This window comes from Herbaspirillum sp. SJZ107 (assembly GCF_006715485.1).
Classification (GTDB): Bacteria; Pseudomonadota; Gammaproteobacteria; order Burkholderiales; family Burkholderiaceae_D; genus Telluria.
The window spans coordinates 834,779-855,653 of sequence record NZ_VFNH01000003.1 but is presented as its reverse complement, the minus strand read 5'-3'; the positions used below and the strand labels follow the sequence as shown (position 1 = coordinate 855,653).

At 66.4% G+C, this 20,875-nt stretch carries 18 protein-coding genes; 11 read left to right on the top strand and 7 right to left on the bottom strand.

Annotation, left to right across the window (positions count from 1 at the left end; genetic code table 11):
• Positions 1 to 70 precede the first annotated feature (70 nt).
• The 5 genes from FBX97_RS21925 to FBX97_RS21905 all read right to left on the bottom strand — a co-directional run bounded on the left by FBX97_RS21925 (position 71) and on the right by FBX97_RS21905 (position 4,231).
• The gene (locus FBX97_RS21925) at positions 71 to 337 is read right to left on the bottom strand and encodes a DUF493 family protein (RefSeq protein WP_141836569.1); all 267 of its coding nucleotides are present in this window, start codon (positions 335 to 337) and stop codon (positions 71 to 73) included.
• A gap of 331 nt (positions 338 to 668) precedes the next feature.
• Positions 669 to 2,744, bottom strand: coding sequence for a DUF6600 domain-containing protein (locus FBX97_RS21920; RefSeq protein ID WP_141836567.1), 2,076 nt, complete (start codon positions 2,742 to 2,744; stop codon positions 669 to 671).
• Between the two features lie 156 nt (positions 2,745 to 2,900).
• The gene (locus FBX97_RS21915; RefSeq protein ID WP_141836565.1) at positions 2,901 to 3,536 is read right to left on the bottom strand and encodes a LysE family transporter; all 636 of its coding nucleotides are present in this window, start codon (positions 3,534 to 3,536) and stop codon (positions 2,901 to 2,903) included.
• Positions 3,537 to 3,621: 85 nt separating this feature from the next.
• The gene (locus FBX97_RS21910; protein ID WP_141836563.1) at positions 3,622 to 3,909 is read right to left on the bottom strand and encodes an HU family DNA-binding protein; all 288 of its coding nucleotides are present in this window, start codon (positions 3,907 to 3,909) and stop codon (positions 3,622 to 3,624) included.
• Between the two features lie 121 nt (positions 3,910 to 4,030).
• Entirely contained in the window at positions 4,031 to 4,231 is a 201-nt protein-coding gene (locus tag FBX97_RS21905) for a BrnA antitoxin family protein (protein WP_141836561.1), read from the bottom strand.
• Positions 4,232 to 4,453: 222 nt separating this feature from the next.
• Here FBX97_RS21905 and FBX97_RS21900 point away from each other — a divergent pair, with 222 nt between their 5' ends.
• The 7 genes from FBX97_RS21900 to FBX97_RS21870 all read left to right on the top strand — a co-directional run bounded on the left by FBX97_RS21900 (position 4,454) and on the right by FBX97_RS21870 (position 15,486).
• Positions 4,454 to 5,386, top strand: a complete 933-nt coding sequence (locus FBX97_RS21900; RefSeq protein ID WP_141836559.1) for a DUF808 domain-containing protein — start codon at positions 4,454 to 4,456, stop codon at positions 5,384 to 5,386.
• Between the two features lie 63 nt (positions 5,387 to 5,449).
• Entirely contained in the window at positions 5,450 to 7,579 is a 2,130-nt protein-coding gene (locus FBX97_RS21895; RefSeq protein WP_141836557.1) for an EAL domain-containing protein, read from the top strand.
• A gap of 246 nt (positions 7,580 to 7,825) precedes the next feature.
• A complete protein-coding gene (locus FBX97_RS21890) occupies positions 7,826 to 10,330 on the top strand; it encodes a TonB-dependent siderophore receptor (RefSeq protein ID WP_141836555.1) in 2,505 nt (834 codons plus the stop codon).
• Between the two features lie 251 nt (positions 10,331 to 10,581).
• A complete protein-coding gene (locus FBX97_RS21885) occupies positions 10,582 to 11,898 on the top strand; it encodes an SDR family oxidoreductase (protein WP_141836553.1) in 1,317 nt (438 codons plus the stop codon).
• On the top strand, positions 11,898 to 12,362 hold the full coding sequence (locus FBX97_RS21880) for a DUF2269 domain-containing protein (RefSeq protein WP_141836551.1): 465 nt from the start codon (positions 11,898 to 11,900) through the stop codon (positions 12,360 to 12,362). Before FBX97_RS21885 ends, FBX97_RS21880 begins: the two co-directional genes overlap by 1 nt.
• Before the next feature lie 29 nt (positions 12,363 to 12,391).
• Entirely contained in the window at positions 12,392 to 14,143 is a 1,752-nt protein-coding gene (locus tag FBX97_RS21875) for a DUF885 domain-containing protein (protein WP_141836549.1), read from the top strand.
• A gap of 323 nt (positions 14,144 to 14,466) precedes the next feature.
• Positions 14,467 to 15,486, top strand: a complete 1,020-nt coding sequence (locus tag FBX97_RS21870) for an NAD(P)-dependent alcohol dehydrogenase (RefSeq protein WP_141836548.1) — start codon at positions 14,467 to 14,469, stop codon at positions 15,484 to 15,486.
• A 157-nt stretch (positions 15,487 to 15,643) separates the two neighbouring features.
• Here FBX97_RS21870 and FBX97_RS21865 read toward each other — a convergent pair whose 3' ends face one another.
• Positions 15,644 to 16,417: a glutaminyl-peptide cyclotransferase gene (locus FBX97_RS21865; protein WP_141836547.1), complete on the bottom strand. Its 774-nt coding sequence runs from the start codon at positions 16,415 to 16,417 to the stop codon at positions 15,644 to 15,646.
• A gap of 182 nt (positions 16,418 to 16,599) precedes the next feature.
• On the opposite strand from FBX97_RS21865, the gene FBX97_RS21860 reads away from it, so the two are divergent.
• Positions 16,600 to 17,637: an XdhC family protein gene (locus tag FBX97_RS21860; protein WP_141836546.1), complete on the top strand. Its 1,038-nt coding sequence runs from the start codon at positions 16,600 to 16,602 to the stop codon at positions 17,635 to 17,637.
• Positions 17,638 to 17,643: 6 nt separating this feature from the next.
• Here the strand turns inward: FBX97_RS21860 and FBX97_RS21855 are convergent, their stop codons facing one another.
• Positions 17,644 to 18,258: a LysE/ArgO family amino acid transporter gene (locus FBX97_RS21855; protein ID WP_185748686.1), complete on the bottom strand. Its 615-nt coding sequence runs from the start codon at positions 18,256 to 18,258 to the stop codon at positions 17,644 to 17,646.
• A 99-nt stretch (positions 18,259 to 18,357) separates the two neighbouring features.
• Between FBX97_RS21855 and FBX97_RS21850 the strand changes: the two genes are divergently transcribed.
• The 3 genes from FBX97_RS21850 (at position 18,358) to FBX97_RS21835 (ending at position 20,873) form a co-directional block, all read left to right on the top strand.
• The gene (locus FBX97_RS21850) at positions 18,358 to 19,257 is read left to right on the top strand and encodes a LysR family transcriptional regulator ArgP (protein ID WP_141836544.1); all 900 of its coding nucleotides are present in this window, start codon (positions 18,358 to 18,360) and stop codon (positions 19,255 to 19,257) included.
• Between the two features lie 352 nt (positions 19,258 to 19,609).
• The gene (locus FBX97_RS21840; protein WP_141836540.1) at positions 19,610 to 20,017 is read left to right on the top strand and encodes a hypothetical protein; all 408 of its coding nucleotides are present in this window, start codon (positions 19,610 to 19,612) and stop codon (positions 20,015 to 20,017) included.
• 136 nt (positions 20,018 to 20,153) lie between these two features.
• Positions 20,154 to 20,873: a beta/gamma crystallin-related protein gene (locus tag FBX97_RS21835; protein WP_141836538.1), complete on the top strand. Its 720-nt coding sequence runs from the start codon at positions 20,154 to 20,156 to the stop codon at positions 20,871 to 20,873.
• Positions 20,874 to 20,875 lie beyond the last annotated feature (2 nt).

The following is a 20,875-nucleotide window of genomic DNA, read 5'->3' as shown; positions in this document are numbered from 1 at the left end:
CCGTCATTATAAGCCAGCCGCATTTCCTGTGCCCGCCTTTGCTTGGCCGGGCAGATGAGACGTTGCGCTGTTACAGCACGATCTTGACCATCGGGTGGCCGGACAGGGCGGTATACAGGGCATCCAGCTGCTCGCGGCTGGTGGCGCGCACGGTCACGGTCAGGCTCGTGTAGTTGCCCTTGCCCGACGGGCGGACTTCCATCTTGCCTTTGTGGAACTCCGGATCGTGGACGAGGATCACTTCGTGGATGGTGTCGGCAAAGGCGTCATGCGTGGCGCCCATCACCTTGATCGGGAAATCGCTGGGGTATTCGATGAGGGATTCTTTGGGGTCCATGGCCGCTCCATTTAAAAGTGCATTGTAGCCAAACTCGGGACACGGCGTTGGCAGGGCGCCGGGAAGGCTGGTCGAGGCGTTTCGATTCCTTTGGTTATTTCTTTTTTACTGTATTTTCAGGTTTTTTCTTTTGTTTCGCTTGTTCTGTTTGCATGTAATTTTTGGTATATAATTTCTAAAATAACAACTTATTTATAATACATATGCTGAATAACTGGCAGATTTGGAGCAAATATATTTCCTAGCGCAAACAAAAAAGCCTTGTCGCGTTTCCACGGCAAGGCTTTGATGATCTTCGCAGGTGCCGCGAAGGCCCAGTGAACTGGATGGCTCAGCGCTCGCGCTGGTCCCGCCCGCGCGCCTCGCCATGCGCACGCTGGCCGGCATCGGCGCGCTGGACCGCTGCAGGTGGCGGAGCAGGGCGCGCGGCCGCCACCGGCGGCGGTGCCGGCATGGCCGCACGCGGCGCCGGCGCCACGGCGGCCGGGGCGGGGGCGGGCGCTGCCGGCGGCGGTGTGAAGCGCTGCGGACGCTCGCCGTCGCCGCGGTGGCCGCGCTCGGGGCGCTGCTCGAAACGCGGCTCGGTGCGTGCTTCCAGCACCGGTTGCGCCGGCGCGGGTATCGCCTGGACCGGTGCGCTCTGCGCCGGCCGGTTGCGGCGCAGTTCTTCCATCTGCTCGCGCCGGTCCGAACGCTGCCAGCCCTGGCTGCGCCACTCGGCACGGGGATCGCTGCGTTGATCAACACGGCCCTCGATCTGGCCCGGCTGCATCACGCCCTGCGGCGGCACGGTCGTGATCGGCGCCGGCGCCGGCTGGCGCGGCGGCGGGCTGACGATGGTGCCCGCCTGCGGCGACTGGCGTGGCGGCGGGCTGACGACCGACAGGCCCTGGGCCGACTGCGTCTGCCGCTGCGTCTGCGACATCAGCGCCCCCAGTCCGCTGCCCTGGCGCACGAAGCCGTCGCGCTCGACGCGGCCGGTATCGATGCGGTTGGCGTCGGCACGCTCATCGCCACGGCGCCCCTCGAAACGCTCACCACGGTCGCCGCGGTCACCGAAGCGGCGCTCGCTCCCACGGTCGCCATCACGGCGCTCCCAGCCCGGCCGCTCGCCGCGCTGCGGACGGTTCGGCGGCGCCGGCGGCGCGCTGGCCAGCGGCACGCCAGCGCCCATGTTGGTGTTCAGCACCGGCGGCGCGGTGGCGATCGGCGCGCGCGAGACATTGATCCGGCCCGGCTGGCGGAAGCGGTCCTGCGGCACCACCGTCAAGCCCTGCGGCCGAAAATCGCGGCCGCGGTCGCGCTCATGGCCAGCGCGCGGATCGTTGCGCACGTGCCCGTTGAGCCAGCGCAGGTGGTTGTCCGAGGTGCGGTAACCCGGCACGTAGCGGTCGTGCCACGACAGCGGGTACCAGCCGTAGCCCGGCGCGCGGGTGCGGTCGCGGAAGGTGATATCCCAGCCGGCGCCGCCGACCCAGCCGACCAGCGCCGGCGCCCATACCGGACGGCCTTCGCGGCGGCCCGGTGCCCAGGCCCAGCGGTTGCGCACCTGGATCCAGCGGCCGTAGTGGAAGGGCGCATAGCCCCAGGGCGCGTTGTCGACCCAAGTCCAGCCCCATGGATCGAGCCAGGTCCAGCTGCCGTCGCGGTAGGGCACCCAGGTGGTGGCGACGGTGGGCAGCCAGATCGGGCCGTATTCGGCGTCGGTGCTCCAGCTGCCGTAGCGGTCGAGGTCTTCGTAGCCGGTCATTTCGGTGCCGACGTAGCGCGCCGAGACCGAGGTTTCTTCGATGCGGTCGCGCCCGGCCGCCCAGTCGTCGAAGGCGTCGCGCTGGGCGGCGAGGGTGCGTACGTCGTCGTCGCTGAAATCGGCGCCCTTGCCGGCGCGCACCGTCAGCTGCGAGCCGCCGCCCTCGACCAGCGCCACGCCGTCGAACACGTTCACGCTGCTGGTGTCGCGCACGCGCTCGGCGTCGATGCGCAGGCTGCCGGGCTGCTGCAGCTGGACGCGCGCCTGCGCCGTCGCCAGTTCGAAGCCGGGCAGCAGATCCGGGTTGCGCACGCGGATGTTGGCGCTGCCGTAGTGCAGGCGCAGGCGCAGGGTGGCGTCGTCCAGCTGCAGGATCTCGAGCGAGGAATCGCCGTCCAGGCGGATCGAGGTCGAGCCGATGCGCAGCTCGGTGCGGGCGCCCGGCGCGGTACTGATCATGTTGCCCGAGGTAACCGGCCAGTTGACCTGCGCCGCCATCATTTCGGCGCCGACGTCGTCGGCGATGCTGACCTGGCCCTGGGTCAGCGCCACCCGGCCGACCTGGGCCGGGACATCGTCCGGGTCGGCGGCCAGCGCCAGCGAAGTCAGGCCGGCCAGGGCCAGCAGGGTCAGGGAAGGTAGGACTCGGTTGCGCATGGTCTCTCCAGGCTCGGGCTTGCTGTTTGTATGGACGCAGCGCGTCTACCTGATTACAACGCACGAGCGTTCGAAAGGACAACGTGCGTTACAAACGGTTGCGAAAACCGTCGCAACCGCACAATCGGCCGCACGATCCGGCACGCGAAAGACGCCTCAGGCGGCGTGGCGCTTGACGAAGAACAGCAGGGCGCCGACCATGATCAGCACGCCGCCAAAGAAACGGTTCTGGGCCTTGACCGCGCGCTCGTCGCGGAAAAAACGCTGCATCGACGAGGCCAGGAAGGCGTAGCCGTGCATCACGGTGGCGTCGATGGTGACCATGGTCACGGCCAGGATCGCCAGCTGCGGCAGCACCGGCGCCGTCGGCGAAATGAAACTCGGCAGCACCGCGACCATGAAGATGATCCCTTTCGGGTTGGTGGCGTTGGTCAGGAAGCCGGTCAGCACGCGCCGGCCGAAGCTCGGGTGGGCCGCCATGCCGGCGGTCGACACGTTGGTGGCGTGCGCCTTGGCGCGCCACTGGCCGATGCCGAGCCAGATCAGGTACAGGGCGCCGATGGTCTTGACCACGGTGAACGCCACTTCGGACGCCAGCAGCAGCGAGCCGACGCCGGCACCGGCGATGACCAGCACCAGGATCAGGCCGAGCTGCAGTCCCAGCACGGTGGCACTGGCTTTACGGACGCCGTAGGCGAGGCCGTGCGACATCGACAGCACCGCGCCCGAACCGGGAGAAATGGCGATCAGGGTGCCGGCGATGACGAAAGCGATCCAGGTGGCGAAGCTCATGCTGGGAAAGGAATCTGGGAATGAGGAAGGAAAAAGAGGCGCAACGCCCGGTCATCGGTGCGTTGCGGCCTCTCTGGTACGGCAATTACTTCTTTTTCTTCGGGTTGACGGCGGCCTTCAGGGTGGCGCCGGCTGCGAAGCGCGGGGTCTTCGACGCAGCGATCTTCATCGCTTCGCCGGTGGCCGGGTTGCGGCCCTGGCGGGCAGCGCGCTTGGTGACCGAGAAGGTGCCGAAGCCGGTGATCCCGACCGTGTCGCCTTTTTTCAGGCGCTCGGTGATGATCTCGATGACGGTGTTCACTGCGTCGTTGGCAGCGGCACCCGACATCTCGGTACGCTTCGCAAATTCAGCGATCAGTTCGCCTTTCTTCATAAATCCTCCGGGGGTAAAAGAGCCGGAAGATTAGCATAATTAATTGCTATATGTAATGTTCTACAGGGCTACGGGTCGGCCGTAAGCCCTTTACTGACGCGGTTTCTGCCGTGCCGGCCATTCAAGCGGCGGCCGGGGCCCCCTCGAGGCGCCCGCGCAGGGCAGCATTGATCAGCGTCTGGTAGCCGGTCCCGGTGCGCTCGGCGCGTGAGCGGAACTCGTCCAGCACCTCGTCATCCAGGTAGATGGTGATGCGGGTCTTGCGCTTCGGCGGACGGGTGCGGCGGCGGGGTGCGGTCGGCAGGTCGACATTGCTGTTCATTGCATCTCCTTTGGTCGGTAAAGGCTGCTGCACCGCAGCCGATGGTCCAACTATACGTATTCGCTCCCCATGGCGGCGTGGAAAGCGACGAGTTGCAGATTTGCGGGGATGAAACGCAAATAAAGCGTCTCAGGCGCGTGCACGCATGACGCCCGAAGCGTGTGCAAGGGGGCGATGCATGTCGGTTAAGATGTGGCCATATTGACATTTGGAGGTAGGCCAATGGCTGCAGGAAGTTTACTAGCGTTGATCGACGATATCGCCAGCGTGCTCGACGACGTCGCCCTGATGAGCAAAGTGGCGGCCAAGAAAACCGCCGGTGTGCTGGGCGACGACCTGGCCCTGAATGCCCAGCAGGTCACCGGCGTGAATGCCGACCGCGAACTGCCGGTGGTGTGGTCGGTGGCGCTCGGTTCGCTGCGCAACAAGGCGATCCTGGTACCGGCCGCGCTGGCGATCTCGGCCTTCCTGCCGCAGGCGATCACGCCGCTGCTGATGCTGGGCGGCGCCTATCTATGCTTCGAGGGTTTCGAGAAGCTGGCCCACAAATACATGCACAGCGCATCCGAGGATGCCGCGCATGAGGAAGAACTGGTCACGGCGCTGGCCGCCGGCGCCGACATGCGTACGGTCGAGCAGGACAAGATCAAGGGCGCGGTGCGCACCGACTTTATTTTGTCGGCGGAAATCATCGTGATCGCGCTCGGCGTCGTCAACGAAGGCGGCGCCAGCTTCGGCGCCCAGGTCGCGGCGCTGGTCGCAGTTGCCATCGCGATGACGGTCGGCGTGTACGGCCTGGTAGCGGCGATCGTCAAGATGGACGACGTCGGCCTGTGGCTGAGCAAGAAGAGCGGCGCCCTCGCGCGCGGCCTCGGCAACCTGCTGCTGGCGGCGGCGCCGCGCCTCATGAAAGCGCTGTCGGTGATCGGCACGGTGGCCATGTTCATGGTCGGCGGCGGCATCATCGGCCACGCAGTGGAACCACTGCACCACCTGGCCGAGAGCGCGGCCCACGCGGTGTCCGGCGTGCCGGCGGTCGGCGGCCTGCTGGCGGCGGTCACCCCGACCGTGATCGATGCCGTGGCCGGCGTCGTCGTCGGCGCCGTGGTACTGCTGGTGGTGACATTGGTGCAGCGCCTGCGCGGCAAGCACTGACCTTGTACTGAAAAGAACCTTTCCGGGCGCGCCGACTCCAAGGCAAAAGGAGGAGGCTGCGTCATGCAGGAAACCCGCTTGCGCCTGCACCTGGCTCTCGGTGCGGCGCGGATGTCGACCTGGGATGCCACGGTCGTCGACAGCAAGGTCACCGACGGCATCGTCTCGTGGTCGCCCGACGGTGCCGCGCTGATCGGCCTGGCCCCGGTCGAGCAGCAGCAACACTATCTCGACTTCCTGGCGCGGGTCCATCCGGACGAACGCGCACACCTGGTTCAGTACATGCAGCTGCGCGTCGACCAGGGCGCTCCCTACCATTGCGAATACCGCGTGCTGATGCCGGACGGCATGGTGCGCTGGATCGGCTGCCGCGGCATGGCCGTCTACGAGGATGGGATTCCCGTGCGCACGCTCGGCCTGATCTGGGATGATTCGCCACGCAAGCAGCAGGAAGCCGAGCTGGCCGAACAGAAGGAGCTGGCCGAAGTGACGCTCGGCTCGATCGGCGACGGCGTGATCGCCACCGATGCGCGCGGGCGCGTGCGCTTCATGAACCGGGTCGCCGAGGAACTCACCAGCTGGAACGGCGAGCAGGCCGCCGGCATCGACGTCGCCCACGTGGTGCGGCTGCTGGACGAGGCCGACGGCAGCGAGATGGAAAACCCGGTACACCGCTGCCTGCGCGAACGGCATGCCGTCGGCGTGAGCTCGCATGCCCAGCTGCTGGCGCGCGACGGCCGGCGCATGGCCATCGAGGATTCCTCGGCACCGATCTGGGGCCGCGACGGCACGGTGCTGGGCGCGGTGGTGGTGCTGCACGACGTCACCCACGAACGCAAGCTGGCGCACCAGCTCAGCTGGCAGGCATCGCACGATCCGCTGACCGGTCTGATCAACCGGCGCGCCTTCGAGGTGGCGGTGGCCGATGCGCTGCGCAGCGCCAAGGACCACGGCCACCATCACGCGCTGCTGTACATGGACCTCGACCGCTTTAAAATCGTCAACGATACCTGCGGCCACGGCGCCGGCGACCTGCTGCTGCAGACCTTGTCCCAGCTGCTGCAGCGCCGCATGCGCGAGAGCGACGTGCTGGCGCGGCTGGGCGGCGACGAGATGGGCGTGATCCTGTCGTTCTGCCCGTTGCCGCGCGCGCTGGCGCTGGCCGACGAACTGCGCCAGGCGGTCAAGGATTTCCGCTTCGTCTGGGGCGAACGCGTGTTCGAGATCGGGGTCTCGATCGGCATGGTCGAGATCAGCGAGCACAGTAAATCGATGACGGAACTCCTGATCGCCGCCGACCAGGCCTGCTACATGGCCAAGGAGCAGGGCCGCAACCGCGTGCACGTGTACCGCGAGAGCGACGCCATGCTGGCGCGCCGCCAGGGCGAGCTGCACTGGGTGTCGCGCCTGACCGAGGCGCTGGAAAAGAACCAGTTCCGCCTGTTCTCGCAGCCGATCGTGGCACTCAACGGCAGCGTCAACGGCGCCGCCAACGGCCACGCCGCCGGGCACCAGGAAGTCCTGCTGCGCATCGCCGGCGCCGGCCGCCTCGATCCGGGCGCGAGCGGCGACGGCCTGATCCTGCCCGGCGCCTTCATTCCCGCCGCCGAACGCTACGACCTGATCGTGCCGCTCGACCGCTGGGTGGTCACCCACGTCTGCCGCCATATCCAGGCCGAACGGCGCCGCGCCGACGGCAGCCGCAAGGCCCAGCTGTACGCCCCCATGTATTCGGTCAACCTGTCAGGCAGCTCGCTCGGCGACGACGGCATGCTGGCCCACATCCAGTCCGAAATCGCGGCCCACGGCATCGATCCCGGCCAGCTGTGCTTCGAGATCACGGAGACCGCCGTCATCGCCAACCTGCCCAAGGCCCAGGAATTCATCGCTTCGCTGCGCGCGCTGGGCTGCCATTTCTCGCTCGACGATTTCGGCAGCGGGCTGTCTTCGTTCGCCTACCTGCGCACCCTGCCGGTCGACTACCTCAAGATCGACGGCCTGTTCATCCGCGGCATCGCCGGCAACGACATCAACCGGGCGCTGGTCAAAGCCATCAACGAGGTCGGCCACGTGATGGGCATCCGTACCGTGGCCGAATACGTCGAAGACACGGAAACCCTGGCAGCGGTGCGCGCACTCGGCATCGATTACGCCCAGGGTTACGCGGTCGGCCAGTTGCGCCAGCTGTCCTGAGCGCTGCCCCATCCCGGTGCGCGGCCCACCGGGCACGCTCGCTGCCCACGCACGTCATGCACCATGCATGATCATGTGTTGCGCCATTACAAACAAGCAAGCTGATTTGTTTGACAACGATCATACCCACAGCCCAGTATCAATATAGGGCTTGCCACCAGTAAAGCCCTGACCTCCGTGTCACGTTCCCATCAGGCATGACCGCACGGCTTCATTTCATTCGCAGACAAGAATAAGGAAGCAACGATGCAACAACGATTTGTACCGGAAAAGACCGCACTCGCCCTGGCGATTGCCACCCTGTGCGCCGCGGGCTCGGCCCAGGCTCAGGCCCAGGACACGGCGGGCGCAGGTAGCGCCGCCACCGTGGTCGTGACCGGCACCCGGGTCGCCAACCGCAGCGCGCTCGACACCGCCTCGCCGGTCGACGTCATCTCGGCCGACACCCTCAAGAATACCGGGTCCACCGACCTGAACCAGTCGCTGGCGGTGGCGCTGCCGGCGCTGAACTTCCCGCGCCCGGCGATCACCGACGGCACCGACACCGTGCGCCCGGCCACGCTGCGCGGCATGTCTCCCGACCAGAGCCTGGTGCTGGTCAATTCCAAGCGCCGCCATGCGGCCTCGCTGGTCAACCTGAACGGCAGCATCGGGCGCGGCGCATCCGCGGTCGACCTCAACACGATCCCGTCCGCCATCGTGCGCAGCATCGAAGTGCTGCGCGACGGCGCGGCCGCCCAGTACGGCTCGGATGCGATTTCCGGCGTGATCAACGTCCGCCTGCGCACCGACCGCAGCGGCGGCGAAGGCACCTTCACCTTCGGCGAGCGCAAGACCGATTACAGCATGCTCAACGGTGGCGCGCCGACGGATGCCACCTGGGGTCCCGGTCCGACCTCGCGCTCGCGCACCGACGGCCAGAGCCGCACCCTGAGCGCCTGGAAAGGCCTGCCGTGGGGCGAGACCGGCTACATCACCATCGCCGGCGAAGTGAAAAGCCAGGAACACACCGAGCGCAGCGGCTACGACCTGCGCCAGCAGTATGCACTGGTGAACGGCGTGAAGGGCGCCTACGACCCGCGCGAGCAGACCGTCAACCGCTACAACGCCTGGTACGGCGAGCCGGAGATGAAGCAGAAGACCCTGTTCGTCAATGCCGGCAACAACCTGTCGGGCGACGTCAAGGTCTACGGCTGGAGCAGCTACCAGCTGCGCGACGCCCGCTCGGCCGGCTACTTCCGCCCGGCGCAGGACGTGCGCAACGTGCAGGCCATCTATCCGGACGGCTTCCTGCCGATCATCGCACCGACCGTCGAAGACTTCAGCGCCGCCGCCGGCATCAGCTGGACGGTCGGCGACTGGGACCTCGACACCTCGCTGGTGTACGGCCAGAACCGGATGAACTACGACGTCGAGAACACCCTGAACGCGTCCTACGGCGCGGCCAGCAAGACCAGTTTCGACGCCGGCGGCTTTACCTACAAGCAGCTGGTCTACAACCTGACCGGCGTGCGCAAGTTCGACGTCGGCGGCCTGGCCTCGCCGCTGAACCTGGCGCTCGGCCTCGAGGCGCGCCGCGAAGGCTACGAATTGCATGCCGGCGAGCCGACCTCTTGGAACAATGGCGGCGTGCGGGTCAACGGCGCCGCCGCCCCGTCGGGTGCCCAGGTGTTCCCGGGCTTCCGTCCGCAGAACGCCTCCGACAGTTCGCGCACCGCGCTCGGCGTGTTCGCCGACCTGGAGGCGAATCTCACCGATAAACTGCTGGCATCGGCCGCAGTGCGCGGCGAGCGCTACAACGACTTCGGCAGCAACCTGTCCGGCAAGCTGTCGGCCCGCTACGACTTCGCCAAGACCTTCGCGCTGCGCGGCGCGGTGCAGAACGGCTTCCGCGCACCCTCGCTGCAGCAGCAGAACTTCACCTCGACTTCGACCAACTTCATCGACGGCGTCCCGTACGAGATCACGACCTTCAAACCGTCGGATCCGGTGGCGGTCGCGCTCGGCGCCAAGCCGCTGAAGGCCGAGAAGTCGACCAACTACTCGCTCGGCGCGGTGCTGCGCTTCGATCCGGTCAGCATCACGGTGGACGCCTACCGCATCAACGTGCGCGACCGCATCGTGCTGTCCGAAAACCTGACCTCGACCGCGGTGCGCAACTACATCGTGTCGCAGGGCTTCGCCGGCGTCGGCGGCGGCCGCTTCTTCATCAACGGCGTCAGCACCCGCAGCGAGGGCGTCGACGTGGTCGCCAACCTGCCGTGGAATGCCGGCGCCGTGGGCCGCTTCGACTTCACGCTGGCCGGCAACGTCAACCGCACCAAGGTCACCAAAGTGCCGACCACCGCCCAACTGGCGGCGCTGAACCCGGCGCCGGTGCTGTTCGACCGCATCAACGTGCTGGTGCTGGAGCAAGGCCAGCCGAAGAACAAGATCGTCGCCAGCGCCAACTGGAAGCTGGCGCAATGGGGCGTGACCGCGCGCGCCACCCGCTACGGCAAGGTGCTGTCGCCCGGGACCACGGCCGCCAACGACTTCCCGCTCGATCCGCACACCATCGTCGACCTGGAAGGCCGCATCGCGCTCACCAAGCAGCTGAGCCTGGCGGTGGGCGCAGACAACGTGTTCGACCAGTATTCGGAAACGCTGCCGTTCCGCGTGAACACCACCAACAACGCGCCGTTCTCGAACTACACGCCGTTCGGCAACAGCGGGCGTTACATCTACGCGCGCGCCAACTATACCTTCTGATCGTTATTGGGTGCGATGACGCGCCTAGCTTAACGGGATGCCGATAAAGGGTGGACAGCTTACCGTCCACCCTTTATTTCTTTTATTTCTTCCATCCGCCCCTTTCCACCCTGCGGATTCAACACATATTCCCCATCTGCATTACAATTTAGTCAACTGTGGCTTGGCACCGCCCAGTGCCGGGCCCAGGCCTGCGTACGCCACCGCCAATGACACGAGGATCCTTGACCGGTGTTTGAACAGGAGCATGCATGCGGATTTTGTTGACGGGCGCAAGCGGATTCATCGGGCAACACCTGCTGCACGCGCTGCTGGCGGAAGGCCACCAGGTCGTGTGCGCCGTGCGCGCCGTCAAGCCGAGCAGCGATCCGCGCCTGAGCTACATCCATGCCGATTTCAGCAAAGACATCGATAAATCCACCTGGCTGGCACGCCTGACCGGGATCGACGCGGTGGTCAACACGGTCGGCATCTTCCGCGAAAGCGGCGCCCAGACCTTCGAGAACCTGCATACCCGGGCACCGCGCGCGCTGTTCGCCGCCTGCGCCGAATCGGACGACGTGCACATGGTGCTGCAGCTGTCGGCGCTGGGCGCCGACGACGGCGCCGACACCCCCTACCACCTGTCGAAAAAGGCGGCCGACGACTACCTCGCCTCGCTGCCGATCCGCGCCTGCATCGTCCAGCCGTCGCTGGTGTACGGCGCCGACGGCACCAGCGCGCGCGTGTTCAAGGCGCTGGCCTCGATGCCGTTCGCGCTGCGTTTCGGCGATGCGCCGCAACTGGTGCAGCCGATCCACGTCGACGACGTGGTGGCGGCGATCGTCTGCCTGCTGCGCCAGCGCCTGCACATCGACCAGCCGCTGTTGCCCGGCATCGTCCCCTTGCGCACCGCACGCCGGCTGGCGCTGGCCGGGCCGCAGGCGCTGCCTTTCACCGACTACCTGGCGAGCCTGCGCACGGCGATGGGCATGGGCCGCCTGCGCGTGCTGAAGCTGTCCGCCGGCAGCGGGCGCCTGCTGGCCCGCTGCGGGCGCTGGCTGCCGGGCGGCCTGCTCGATCCGGACGCGCTGCGCATGCTCGACCGCGGCAACACGGCCGACCCGGGGCCGACGCTGCGCCTGCTGGGGCGTCCGGCACGCAGCATCGCCTCGTTCATCGTGGAGCCGCGCGCCGAGCGCGCCCGCGCCAAACTCGACTGGCTGCTGCCGCCGCTGCGCTGGGCTATCGTCGTGGTCTGGATCTTCACCGCGATCGTGTCGGGCTTCGTGTATCCGGTCGAGGACAGCCTCGCGCTGCTGGCACGGACCGGCATCCCCGAATCCCTGCGGCCGCTGATGCTGTACGGCGCATCGGCGCTGGACCTGCTGTTTGGCCTCGGCATCCTGTTGCTGAAGCGGCGCCGCTGGCTGTGGCTGGCGCAGCTGGCGCTGATCGGCTTTTATACGGTCGTGATCGCGTTCAAGCTGCCGGAGTTCCTGGTGCATCCCTACGGACCGCTGACCAAGAACCTGCCGATGCTGGCGGCCATCTGGCTATTGTATGAGTTGGACGGAAAGGAAAAGTAATGGAATACCTTGGCATCAAGTGGCTGCACATCCTGTCGTCGACGCTCCTGTTCGGCACCGGACTCGGGTCGGCCTGGTACATGTTGTTCGCCAACGTGAGCAAGGACGTGCGCGCGATCGCCGTCGTCAGCAAGTACGTGGTGATCGCCGACTGGCTGTTCACCGCCACCACCGCCGTCATCCAGCCGGCCACCGGCTTCTACATGGCGCACCTGGCCGGCTATCCGCTCACCAGCCACTGGATCATGTGGTCGGTGATCCTGTACGTGCTGGCCGGCGCCTGCTGGCTGCCGGTGGTGTGGATCCAGATCCGCCTGCGCGACCTGGCAGCCGCGGCGGCGCGCGATAATACGGCCCTGCCGCCGCAGTACTGGACCTTGTTCAAAACCTGGGTGGCGCTCGGGATCCCGGCCTTCATCGCCTTCGTGTTCATCTTCTGGTTCATGGTGGCCAAGCCGGTGTGAACAATTCAATCAGATTCGAAAGGAAATCCATGTCTCGTCTCAGCTTCGGTATCGCCGTCCTGCTGGCTTCCGGCGGCGTCTTCGCCGCCACCCCGGAATGGGTCGCACGCAGCGACGCCTACACCCAACCCGTGCTGAAGGACACCGGCAAGTACCAGCCCGAGGAATCGACCGAGCTGGGCGACGAGAGCTTCGACACCGGGGTGGCTGACTTCAAGCCGCGCGACTACGAACGCCAGCTGGCCGACACCGAAAAGCGCCTGCAGGCGCTGCGCCGCGAGCGCGCGGCTGAAAAAGACGTCAAGGTGCGGCAAGACCTCGACATCCTGATCGACTCACGCGAAAAACTTATCGCCAGCATGAAGCTGGAACGCCAGTACCTGCTGAACTACGTGAACGTGGGCGAACTGGTGTACGGCGGCCTGCGTGCCCTGCTCGACACCCGCAACAAGCCGGCCCGCCAGAAGCTGGCGCTGGTGCGCCTGAAGCGCTATGCGGGCACGGAAAGCGGCTATACGCCGATGGCCACGCTGGTGCGCGCCCGTACCGAGGAACGCCTGGCCAACAAGGGCTTGATCGGTCCCTATGTGGGCGAAGTCGAGGAAGGGCTGAACAACAACGCCACCTACATGAACGGCATCGAAGAACTGCTGAAAAAGGATGGCCTCAGCGGCTGGGAAGCCGACTTCGCGGCGCTGAAGGCGCAAGTGAAAGCCTACGACGAGTGGGTACGGAGCCGCATCCTGCCGCGCGCGCGCAAGGAAGTGCGCCTGCCGGAACCGGTCTACGTCAACCGCCTGGTGAATGTCGGCGTCGACATCACCCCGGGCCAGATGATCGAGCGCGCCAGCTTCGACTTCCAGGAAGTGCGCGACCAGATGCAGGTGGTGGCGGGCACCATCGCCGCGCAAAGGAAACTGCTGTCGCCCGATTACCGCGACGTGATGCGCGAACTGAAAAAGACCTCGATCCCCGCCGACCAGCTGCTGCCGTACTACCGCGAGCGTTTGAAGGATATCGAGGGCATCATCCGCGCCCACAACCTGGTGACGCTGCCGGCGCGCGAGGCCAACATCCGCACCGCCAGCCCGGCCGAGGCGGCGCGCACCCCGGCGCCCTTCATGAACCCGCCGCGCATGATCGGCAACACCGGAGAATACGGCGAGTTCGTGATCCCGCTGGCCAACCCGAACGCGAAGTCTAAGGAGAGGATGGACGACTTCGACTACGCCGCGGTGTCGTGGGGCGTGACCGCGCACGAGGCGCGCCCGGGCCACGAGCTGCAGTTCGCATCGATGGTGGAGCAGGGCATGTCGGTGGCGCGCGCCCGCTTCGCCTTCAACAGCGCCAACGTCGAAGGCTGGGGCCTGTATTCGGAAGCGCTGGTGCTGCCCTACATGCCGCCCGAAGGCCAGCTGGCCGCGCTGCAGATCCGCCTGCTGCGCATGGCGCGCGCGATGCTCGACCCGATGATCAACACCGGCCGCATGACGCCCGAGCAGGCCAAGGCCTTCCTGATGAAGGAAGTGGTGCTGTCCGAACCCTTCGCCCAGTCCGAGGTCGACCGCTATTCCTACCGCAGCCCGGGCCAGGCCACCGCCTACTATTATGGCTACGTGAAGCTGCGCGCCCTGAAGACGCTCGCCGAGATCGAACTGGGCGAACGTTTCAACTTGAAAGCGTTCAATGATTTCATCATCGCCCAGGGCATCCTGCCGCCCGAGCTGATGAAGCAGGCGGTGCTGGAGGATTTCATTCCGGCGCAAAAGGCGGCGAAGTGAGCCAATGAAGTGAGCCGATGAGCGCGCGAATATTAACCAGCGGTAAGCTGCGCCATGCCGGGCGCGATCCACGGTAAGGTTGACACTGTTGCGGCCAGGACGGCCGCCAGGCTCACCATTCGGAGGATACGATGCGCAAGATGATTTTCATGGCAGTTGCCGGTTTTCTGTGGAAAAAATTCATGGCCAAGCGGACCTATAACGGTACGGTGCCGGGCCGCTTCTGACGGTCTTTACGGAACCCGTTCTTCCAGCCGGAAGAACGGGTTTTTTTACGCCTGGCGAAGGCGTGCGTTCATCTACCCATCTACACGGAGAAAACAATGCGGGCTTATCAGATCTTACCCGGCGCGGGCATCGACGGACTGCAGAGCGTCGACTATCCCGACCGCGAACTGGGCACCGGCGAAGTGCGCGTCCGCGTGCGCGCGGTGTCGCTGAACTACCGCGACCTGATGGTCGCGAGCGGCAATTACCTGGTCAATGTCGACGAGTCCATCATTCCCTGTTCCGACGGCGCCGGTGAAGTGCTGGCCGTGGGGCCGGGCGTGAGCCGGATACAGGTCGGCGACCGCGTCGCCGCTTCGTTCTTCCCTTACTGGCACGACGGCCCCGCCGCCCCGGATAAAGTGCGCCACGCGCTCGGCGGCGACATCGACGGCATGCTGGCCGAAGAAGTGATCCTGCACGAAGATGCGCTGGCCAGGATCCCGGCCGGGATGAGCTTCATCGACGCGTCCACCATGCCGTGCGCGGGCGTCACGGCCTGGAACGCCATCTTCGAATCCAGCAACAACATCCGTCCCGGCGACACCGTGCTGCTGCTCGGCACCGGCGGCGTGTCCGTGCTCGGCCTGCAGCTGGCCAAGGCGGCGGGCCTGCAAGCCATCATCACCTCGTCCAGCGACGACAAGCTGGCGCGCGCCAGGGAACTGGGCGCCGCCCACACCATCAACTACCGCACCCATCCTGAATGGCAGGAAGAGGTGCTGCGCGTGACCGGCGGCACCGGCGCCCACGTGGTGCTCGAAGTCGGCGGCCAGGGCACCGTCAACCGCTCGATCGCGTCCGCCGCGATGGGCGGCAGCATCGCCGTCATCGGCGGCGTCAGCGGCTTCGGCGGCGAAGTCAATCCGGCCTCGCTGCTGGCCAGCGCCCGGCGCCTGGTCGGCATCTACGTCGGCAGCCGCACCATGCTGGAGAAGGTGATGCGCTTTGCCGATGGGGCCGGGCTGCAGCCGGTGGTGGACCGGGTGTTCCCGTTCGAGGAGGCGCAGGCCGCGTACCGCTACATGGAGTCGGGGGCGCACTTCGGGAAGGTGGTGATTGCGGTGGGGGAGTGAACGCGGTACACCCAGACTGACCGTTGGCGCCAGATCCGTCGCCCCTGCCCAGGCAGGGGTCCAAGTTCGTCGCGTACCGTCAGCATGTACAGCAGACTGTTCTGAAAACTTGGGTCCCTGCCTTCGCAGGGACGACGTTCCAGCGCCCGAACGTCCCTTACTTCTGGATTTTCACCAGCTCGATCTCGAACAGCTTCGGCCACAGCTTGCCGGTCACATATAACTTCTTCTGCCGGCCATCCCAGGCAATCCCGTTCAGCACCGCATCCACCGAACTGGTACCGCGCTGTTCCGGCGGCAGCAGGCCGGCCAGGTTGATCCAGCCGACCACCTTGCCGCTGTCCGGGTCGATGCGCGCGATCACGTCGTAGCCCCAGACGTTGGCGTAGATCTCGCCGTCGACCACTTCCAGCTCGTTCAGCTGCCCGACCGGCTTGCCCTCGGCGGTCACCGGGATGCGGCGCTGCTCTTCCAGGGTCTTCGGGTCCAGCACGCGGATCTCGTTGCTGCCGTCGCTCATGTAGACGTGTCTGGCATCGCTGGCCAGGCCCCAGCCTTCGCCCTTGTAATTGAAGCGGCTTTTCAGCGCAAAGGTCTTGGCGTCGTAGACGAAGCCGACGTTCGACTGCCACGTCAGGGTGACGATGCTGTCGCCCACCGCGGTGGAACCCTCGCCGAAGTATTCGTCCGCCAGCGCCTTCTTCTGCTGCACCTTGCCGGTCTTGAGGTCGACCTTGCGGAGTGTCGACTGGCCCTTCTGGCCGGTGCTTTCGTACAGCTGGCCGTCGCGGAAGAACAGGCCCTGGGTAAAGGCGGCGGGGTCGTGCGGATAGGTGTTCTTGACCACGAAGCCGTACACGGGGATGGCGGCTTGGGCGGCGGTGGCGCCGAGCAGGGCCACGCCTAGCACGACGGATGCGAATTTTTTCAAGGCTGACTCCAGAGGCAGGCGAATTGCGGCCATATCGATAGCGGCCACATAGTATGCCAGCAACGCGCCAATGCCGAGCAGGTTGACCCGGTTTTACACCGTATGGCCGGGCGTGGCGCTGGCTTATCGCCGTTTGCGTTAGGATTGGACTGGTTGACGAATAACGCTTGAAGGATAGCCCTATGGACAGTATCGACCTCGAAGTGCTGCACGCCTGCGACCAGTGGCTGCGCGCCGGCTACCGCTGCGAATACGTGACGGTGGTGCGCACCTGGGGCTCGAGCCCGCGTCCGGAAGGCGCGACCATGGCGATCCGTTCGGACGGCCTGGTGGTCGGTTCGGTGTCCGGCGGCTGCATCGAAGACGACCTGATCGCCGCGGTGCGCGAACACGGCATCGTGCGCACCAGCCCCGAAGTGCTCACCTACGGCATCAGCGCCGACGAGGCGCACCGCTTCGGCCTGCCTTGCGGCGGCACCATCCAGCTGGTGGTCGAGCCGCTCGGCGCGCACAGCCGCATCGACCAGTTGCTGGCGCTGGCCCAGCGCCGCGTATTGACCCGGCGCACGCTCGATCTCGCCACCGGCGCGGTCGAGCTGGACGAGGGCGCGGCCGACCAGCAGCTGCACATGGACAAGGACAAGCAGCGCCTCGTGACCCTGCACGGGCCGCGCCTGCGCATGCTGATCATCGGCGCCGGCCAGCTGTCGCAATTCCTGGCCCAGATCGCGGTCGGTCTCGAATACCAGGTCACGATCTGCGACCCGCGCGAAGAGTACCGCGGCAGCTGGAGCCTGCCGGGCGTGGAGGTCGTGCACGAGATGCCGGACGACGTCGTGCTGGCGATGAAACTGGATAACCGCAGCGCCGTGATCGCGCTCACCCACGACCCGAAGCTGGACGACATGGGCCTGATGGAAGCGCTCAAGACCGGTGCCTTCTACGTCGGCGCGATCGGTTCGCGCGTCAACAATGCGCGGCGCCGCGAGCGCCTGCGCGAATTCGACCTGACGGACGAGCAGATCGCCAAGCTGCACGGCCCGATCGGCATCTATATCGGCAGCAAGACGCCATACGAGATCGCGGTGTCGATCCTGGCCGAGCTGACGGCGGTCAAAAACGGCGTGCCGCTGCCGCAGCAGATGACGGTGGAGGGGGGTAAAGCGCTGGCGAACAACGTGCCGGCGAATCCGCTGGCGTTCGAGGCCAAGGCGGCCTGAGCTTTATTACGGTCGCAGCAACAGCGCGGCCAGCACCAGCATCGTCGCGCCCGTGAACACTTCGACGGCGCGCCAGACGCTTGGTCGCTCCAGCACGAAGGCGCAGCGCCGCGCCAATAATCCCAGGCCGGAAAACCACAGCAGCGAGGCCAGCATGGCGCCGGCCGCGAACGAGGTGCGGTGGCCCGCCGCCAGGCTGCTGCCGACCGCCCCCAGCAGCACCACCGTATCCAGGTAGACGTGCGGATTCAGCAGCGACATCGCCAGCACCAGCGTGAACGCCTGGCGCGCGCTGCCGGCCCGGGCGCCATCCTGCTGGACCGGCGCCGTGTGCGTCTGCCAGGCGCTTTTCAGGCAGCGGCAGCCGTACCACACCAGGAACAGGGCGCCGCCCCAGCGGCAGATCGCCAGCAACAGCGGAGAGGCTTCGACCAGCGCGCCGAAGCCCGACATGCCGAACCCAATCAAGGTAATGTCGATCAGCACGCAGGTGGCCACCGTCAGCAGCAGGTGGCGGCCGCGCACGCCGGTGCGGATCACGTGCGCGTTCTGGGCGCCGATCGGCATGATCAGGCTGGCACCCATGCCCAGCCCCTGCAGGAATACCTGTTGCGAAAACATCGTCACTTCCCCGGTCAAAAAGCCGCCATGATCGCTGCAGAGAGGTGATCTCATCAATTATATTAATGAAATCTAATGTCGATTAAGCCGGGCTAATCCATGAACCTCGATCCGCGCCGCAGTGAGGCCTTTATGGCCGCCATCGACGGCGGCAGCCTGGAAGCGGCGGCCAGCCAACTCAAGATCACGCCGTCGGCGGTGTCGCAGCGGATCACGGCCCTCGAGCAGGACCTCGGCACGCCGCTGCTGGTGCGTTCGCGGCCCTGCCGTCCGACGGCGCCGGGCATGCGCCTGCTGCAATTCCTGCGCCGGCGCGCGCTGCTGGAAGCGGAATTCCTGGCCGAGCAGGCCGACGAGACGGGTCCGGTGCGGATCACGCTGGCGGTCAACAACGACACGCTGGCGACCTGGCTGCTGCCGGCGCTGGCGCCGCTGCTGATTGCCGAAGGTTTACTGGTCGAATTCGTGCTCGACAACCAGGGCCACACCTTCGCTTTGCTGGAGCAGGGGCTGGCGCTGGCCTGCGTGTCGGGCGAGGCGGCGCCGATGCGCGGCTGCACGGTCACGCCGCTGGGCACGATGCGCTACCGGATGGTGGCGGCGCCTGGCTTTGCGGTGCGCTGGTTCCCGGACGGCATCCGGCGCGATGCCGCCCGGCGCGCGCCGGTGATGGTGTTCGACCGCAAGGACACGCTGCAGAGCGCCTTCCTGCTCCAGCATTTCGGGCTGCCCGAGGGCGCGTATCCTTTTCATTATGTGCCGGCCAGCGATCCGTACGTGCAATCGATCCGCCTCGGCCTCGGCTACGGCCTGCTGCCGCTCGAGCAGTGCGCGACGATGCTGGAAGCCGGCCAGCTGGTCGACCTGACCCCGGATTTGTATGTCGACGTGCCCCTGTTCTGGCATGCCTGGCGCATTCAGCCGCCGCGGCTGGAGCGCATGGGGGCGGCGCTTGTGAAAGCGGCGCGCGCGGTGCTGCTGCCGCTGCCATCGGCATGAGCGCGGGCGAGGGGCAGCCACTGGAGCATGCCCCAGGCCAGTTCCGGCACCACGAACAGCCACAATAAGGGGGCGCCGGTGGCGGCCAGTGTCCATGCCATCCAGGCCGAAAACAGCAAGCGTGTCACGCCGTCGTAACGTCCGAGGCGCACACTGGGCGTGGAGTACACTTTAAGGTCAAGTCCAACCCACATCACCGGATCATGCAGATCGGAGAACTGGCGTGCGCCACCGGCTCGAGCCGGAATACCCTGCGCTTCCACGAAAAAAGCGGCCTGCCGGTGCGAACTCGAACGGCCGGGCGCGGGCTGTCCGCTGGATGCGCAGCTCGAGACCATCGCGTGAGGACACCATGATGTGGCGTATCGAATTCTCGTCGGCGAAATTCCTCCCCACCTTGCCGGTCGCATGCCAGAGCAATCCCGGCGTGTACGGCTTCGAGCTGGCCCTGTGGCTGGCGCAGGCGCTGGGCCGGCGCGGCATCGCGACCAGCTACCCGGCACCCGAGGACTGGGGCTGGCTGATCGAATACGCGCTGCCGGAAGAGCGCAGCTTCATGATCGGCTGCGCCAGCATGTGCGGCCCGCACCAGGGCTATGACGGCCAGGCGCTCGACTGGTCGATCTTCGTCGAGGAACACCGCAGCATGCAGCAGCGCATCCGCAACCTGTCGAGCCGGAGCGAGCTGGACGCCTTGAGCGCGCACATCGTCGGCATCCTCGAGGAAGAACAAATTCCACCGGCGCGGGTGGGTGTGTAAGCGCACCGTTGCCGCCCAATCCGCCTGCTAAGGTAGGAATTTGTTACAAGAAAATGTCTGCCGATGGCAGGGCTGCCGCGTTAACCACGCAGGCGCCCCCCTGCTGGCGCGACATACAACGATCGATGGAGAAATCATGAAACGCCTGTTCGCTGCCGCCGCCGTGCTGGCACTGTGCTCCCATGCCGCATTTGCCGGCGAGCTGACCCTGTTCGCCGACAGCGACTTCCGCGGCGCCCGCGTGACGGTCCAGCGCGACGTGCCCGACCTGAACCGCGTCGGCATGAACGATCGCGTGTCGAGCATGATCGTGCAATCCGGGGTGTGGCTGGTGTGCGAACACGCCGGCTTCGGCGGCTACTGCGCCGAATTCGGTCCCGGCGAATACCGCGGCCTGCCGCGCTTCAACGACAGCATCTCCTCGGTACGGGAAGTGACGCGCGGCGGACCGGGTCGCGACCGCGGCGATTACCGCGATGGCGGCTATCGCAACGATGGCTATCGCGACGGCGGCTATCGTGACGGCGGCTGGCGCGGTGACCGTGACGACCGCCGTGGCGGCGACTGGCGTGGGGACGATCGCCGCGGTGACGACCGCCGCGGGGGTGGTGGCGACGTCATCCTGTTCACCGACGCGAATTTCGGCGGCGCCGAAGTGGCCCTGGCCGGCAACATGCGCGCGCTGAACGACGTCGGCTTCAACGACCGTGCCAGCTCGATGATCATCCGCGAAGGCCGCTGGGAACTGTGCGAAGACAGCGACTTCCGCGGTTTCTGCGCCGTCTACGGCCCCGGCCGCTATCCCGGCCTGGACCGGATGAACGACCGCGTCTCGTCGCTCCGCCGCGTGCGCTGACC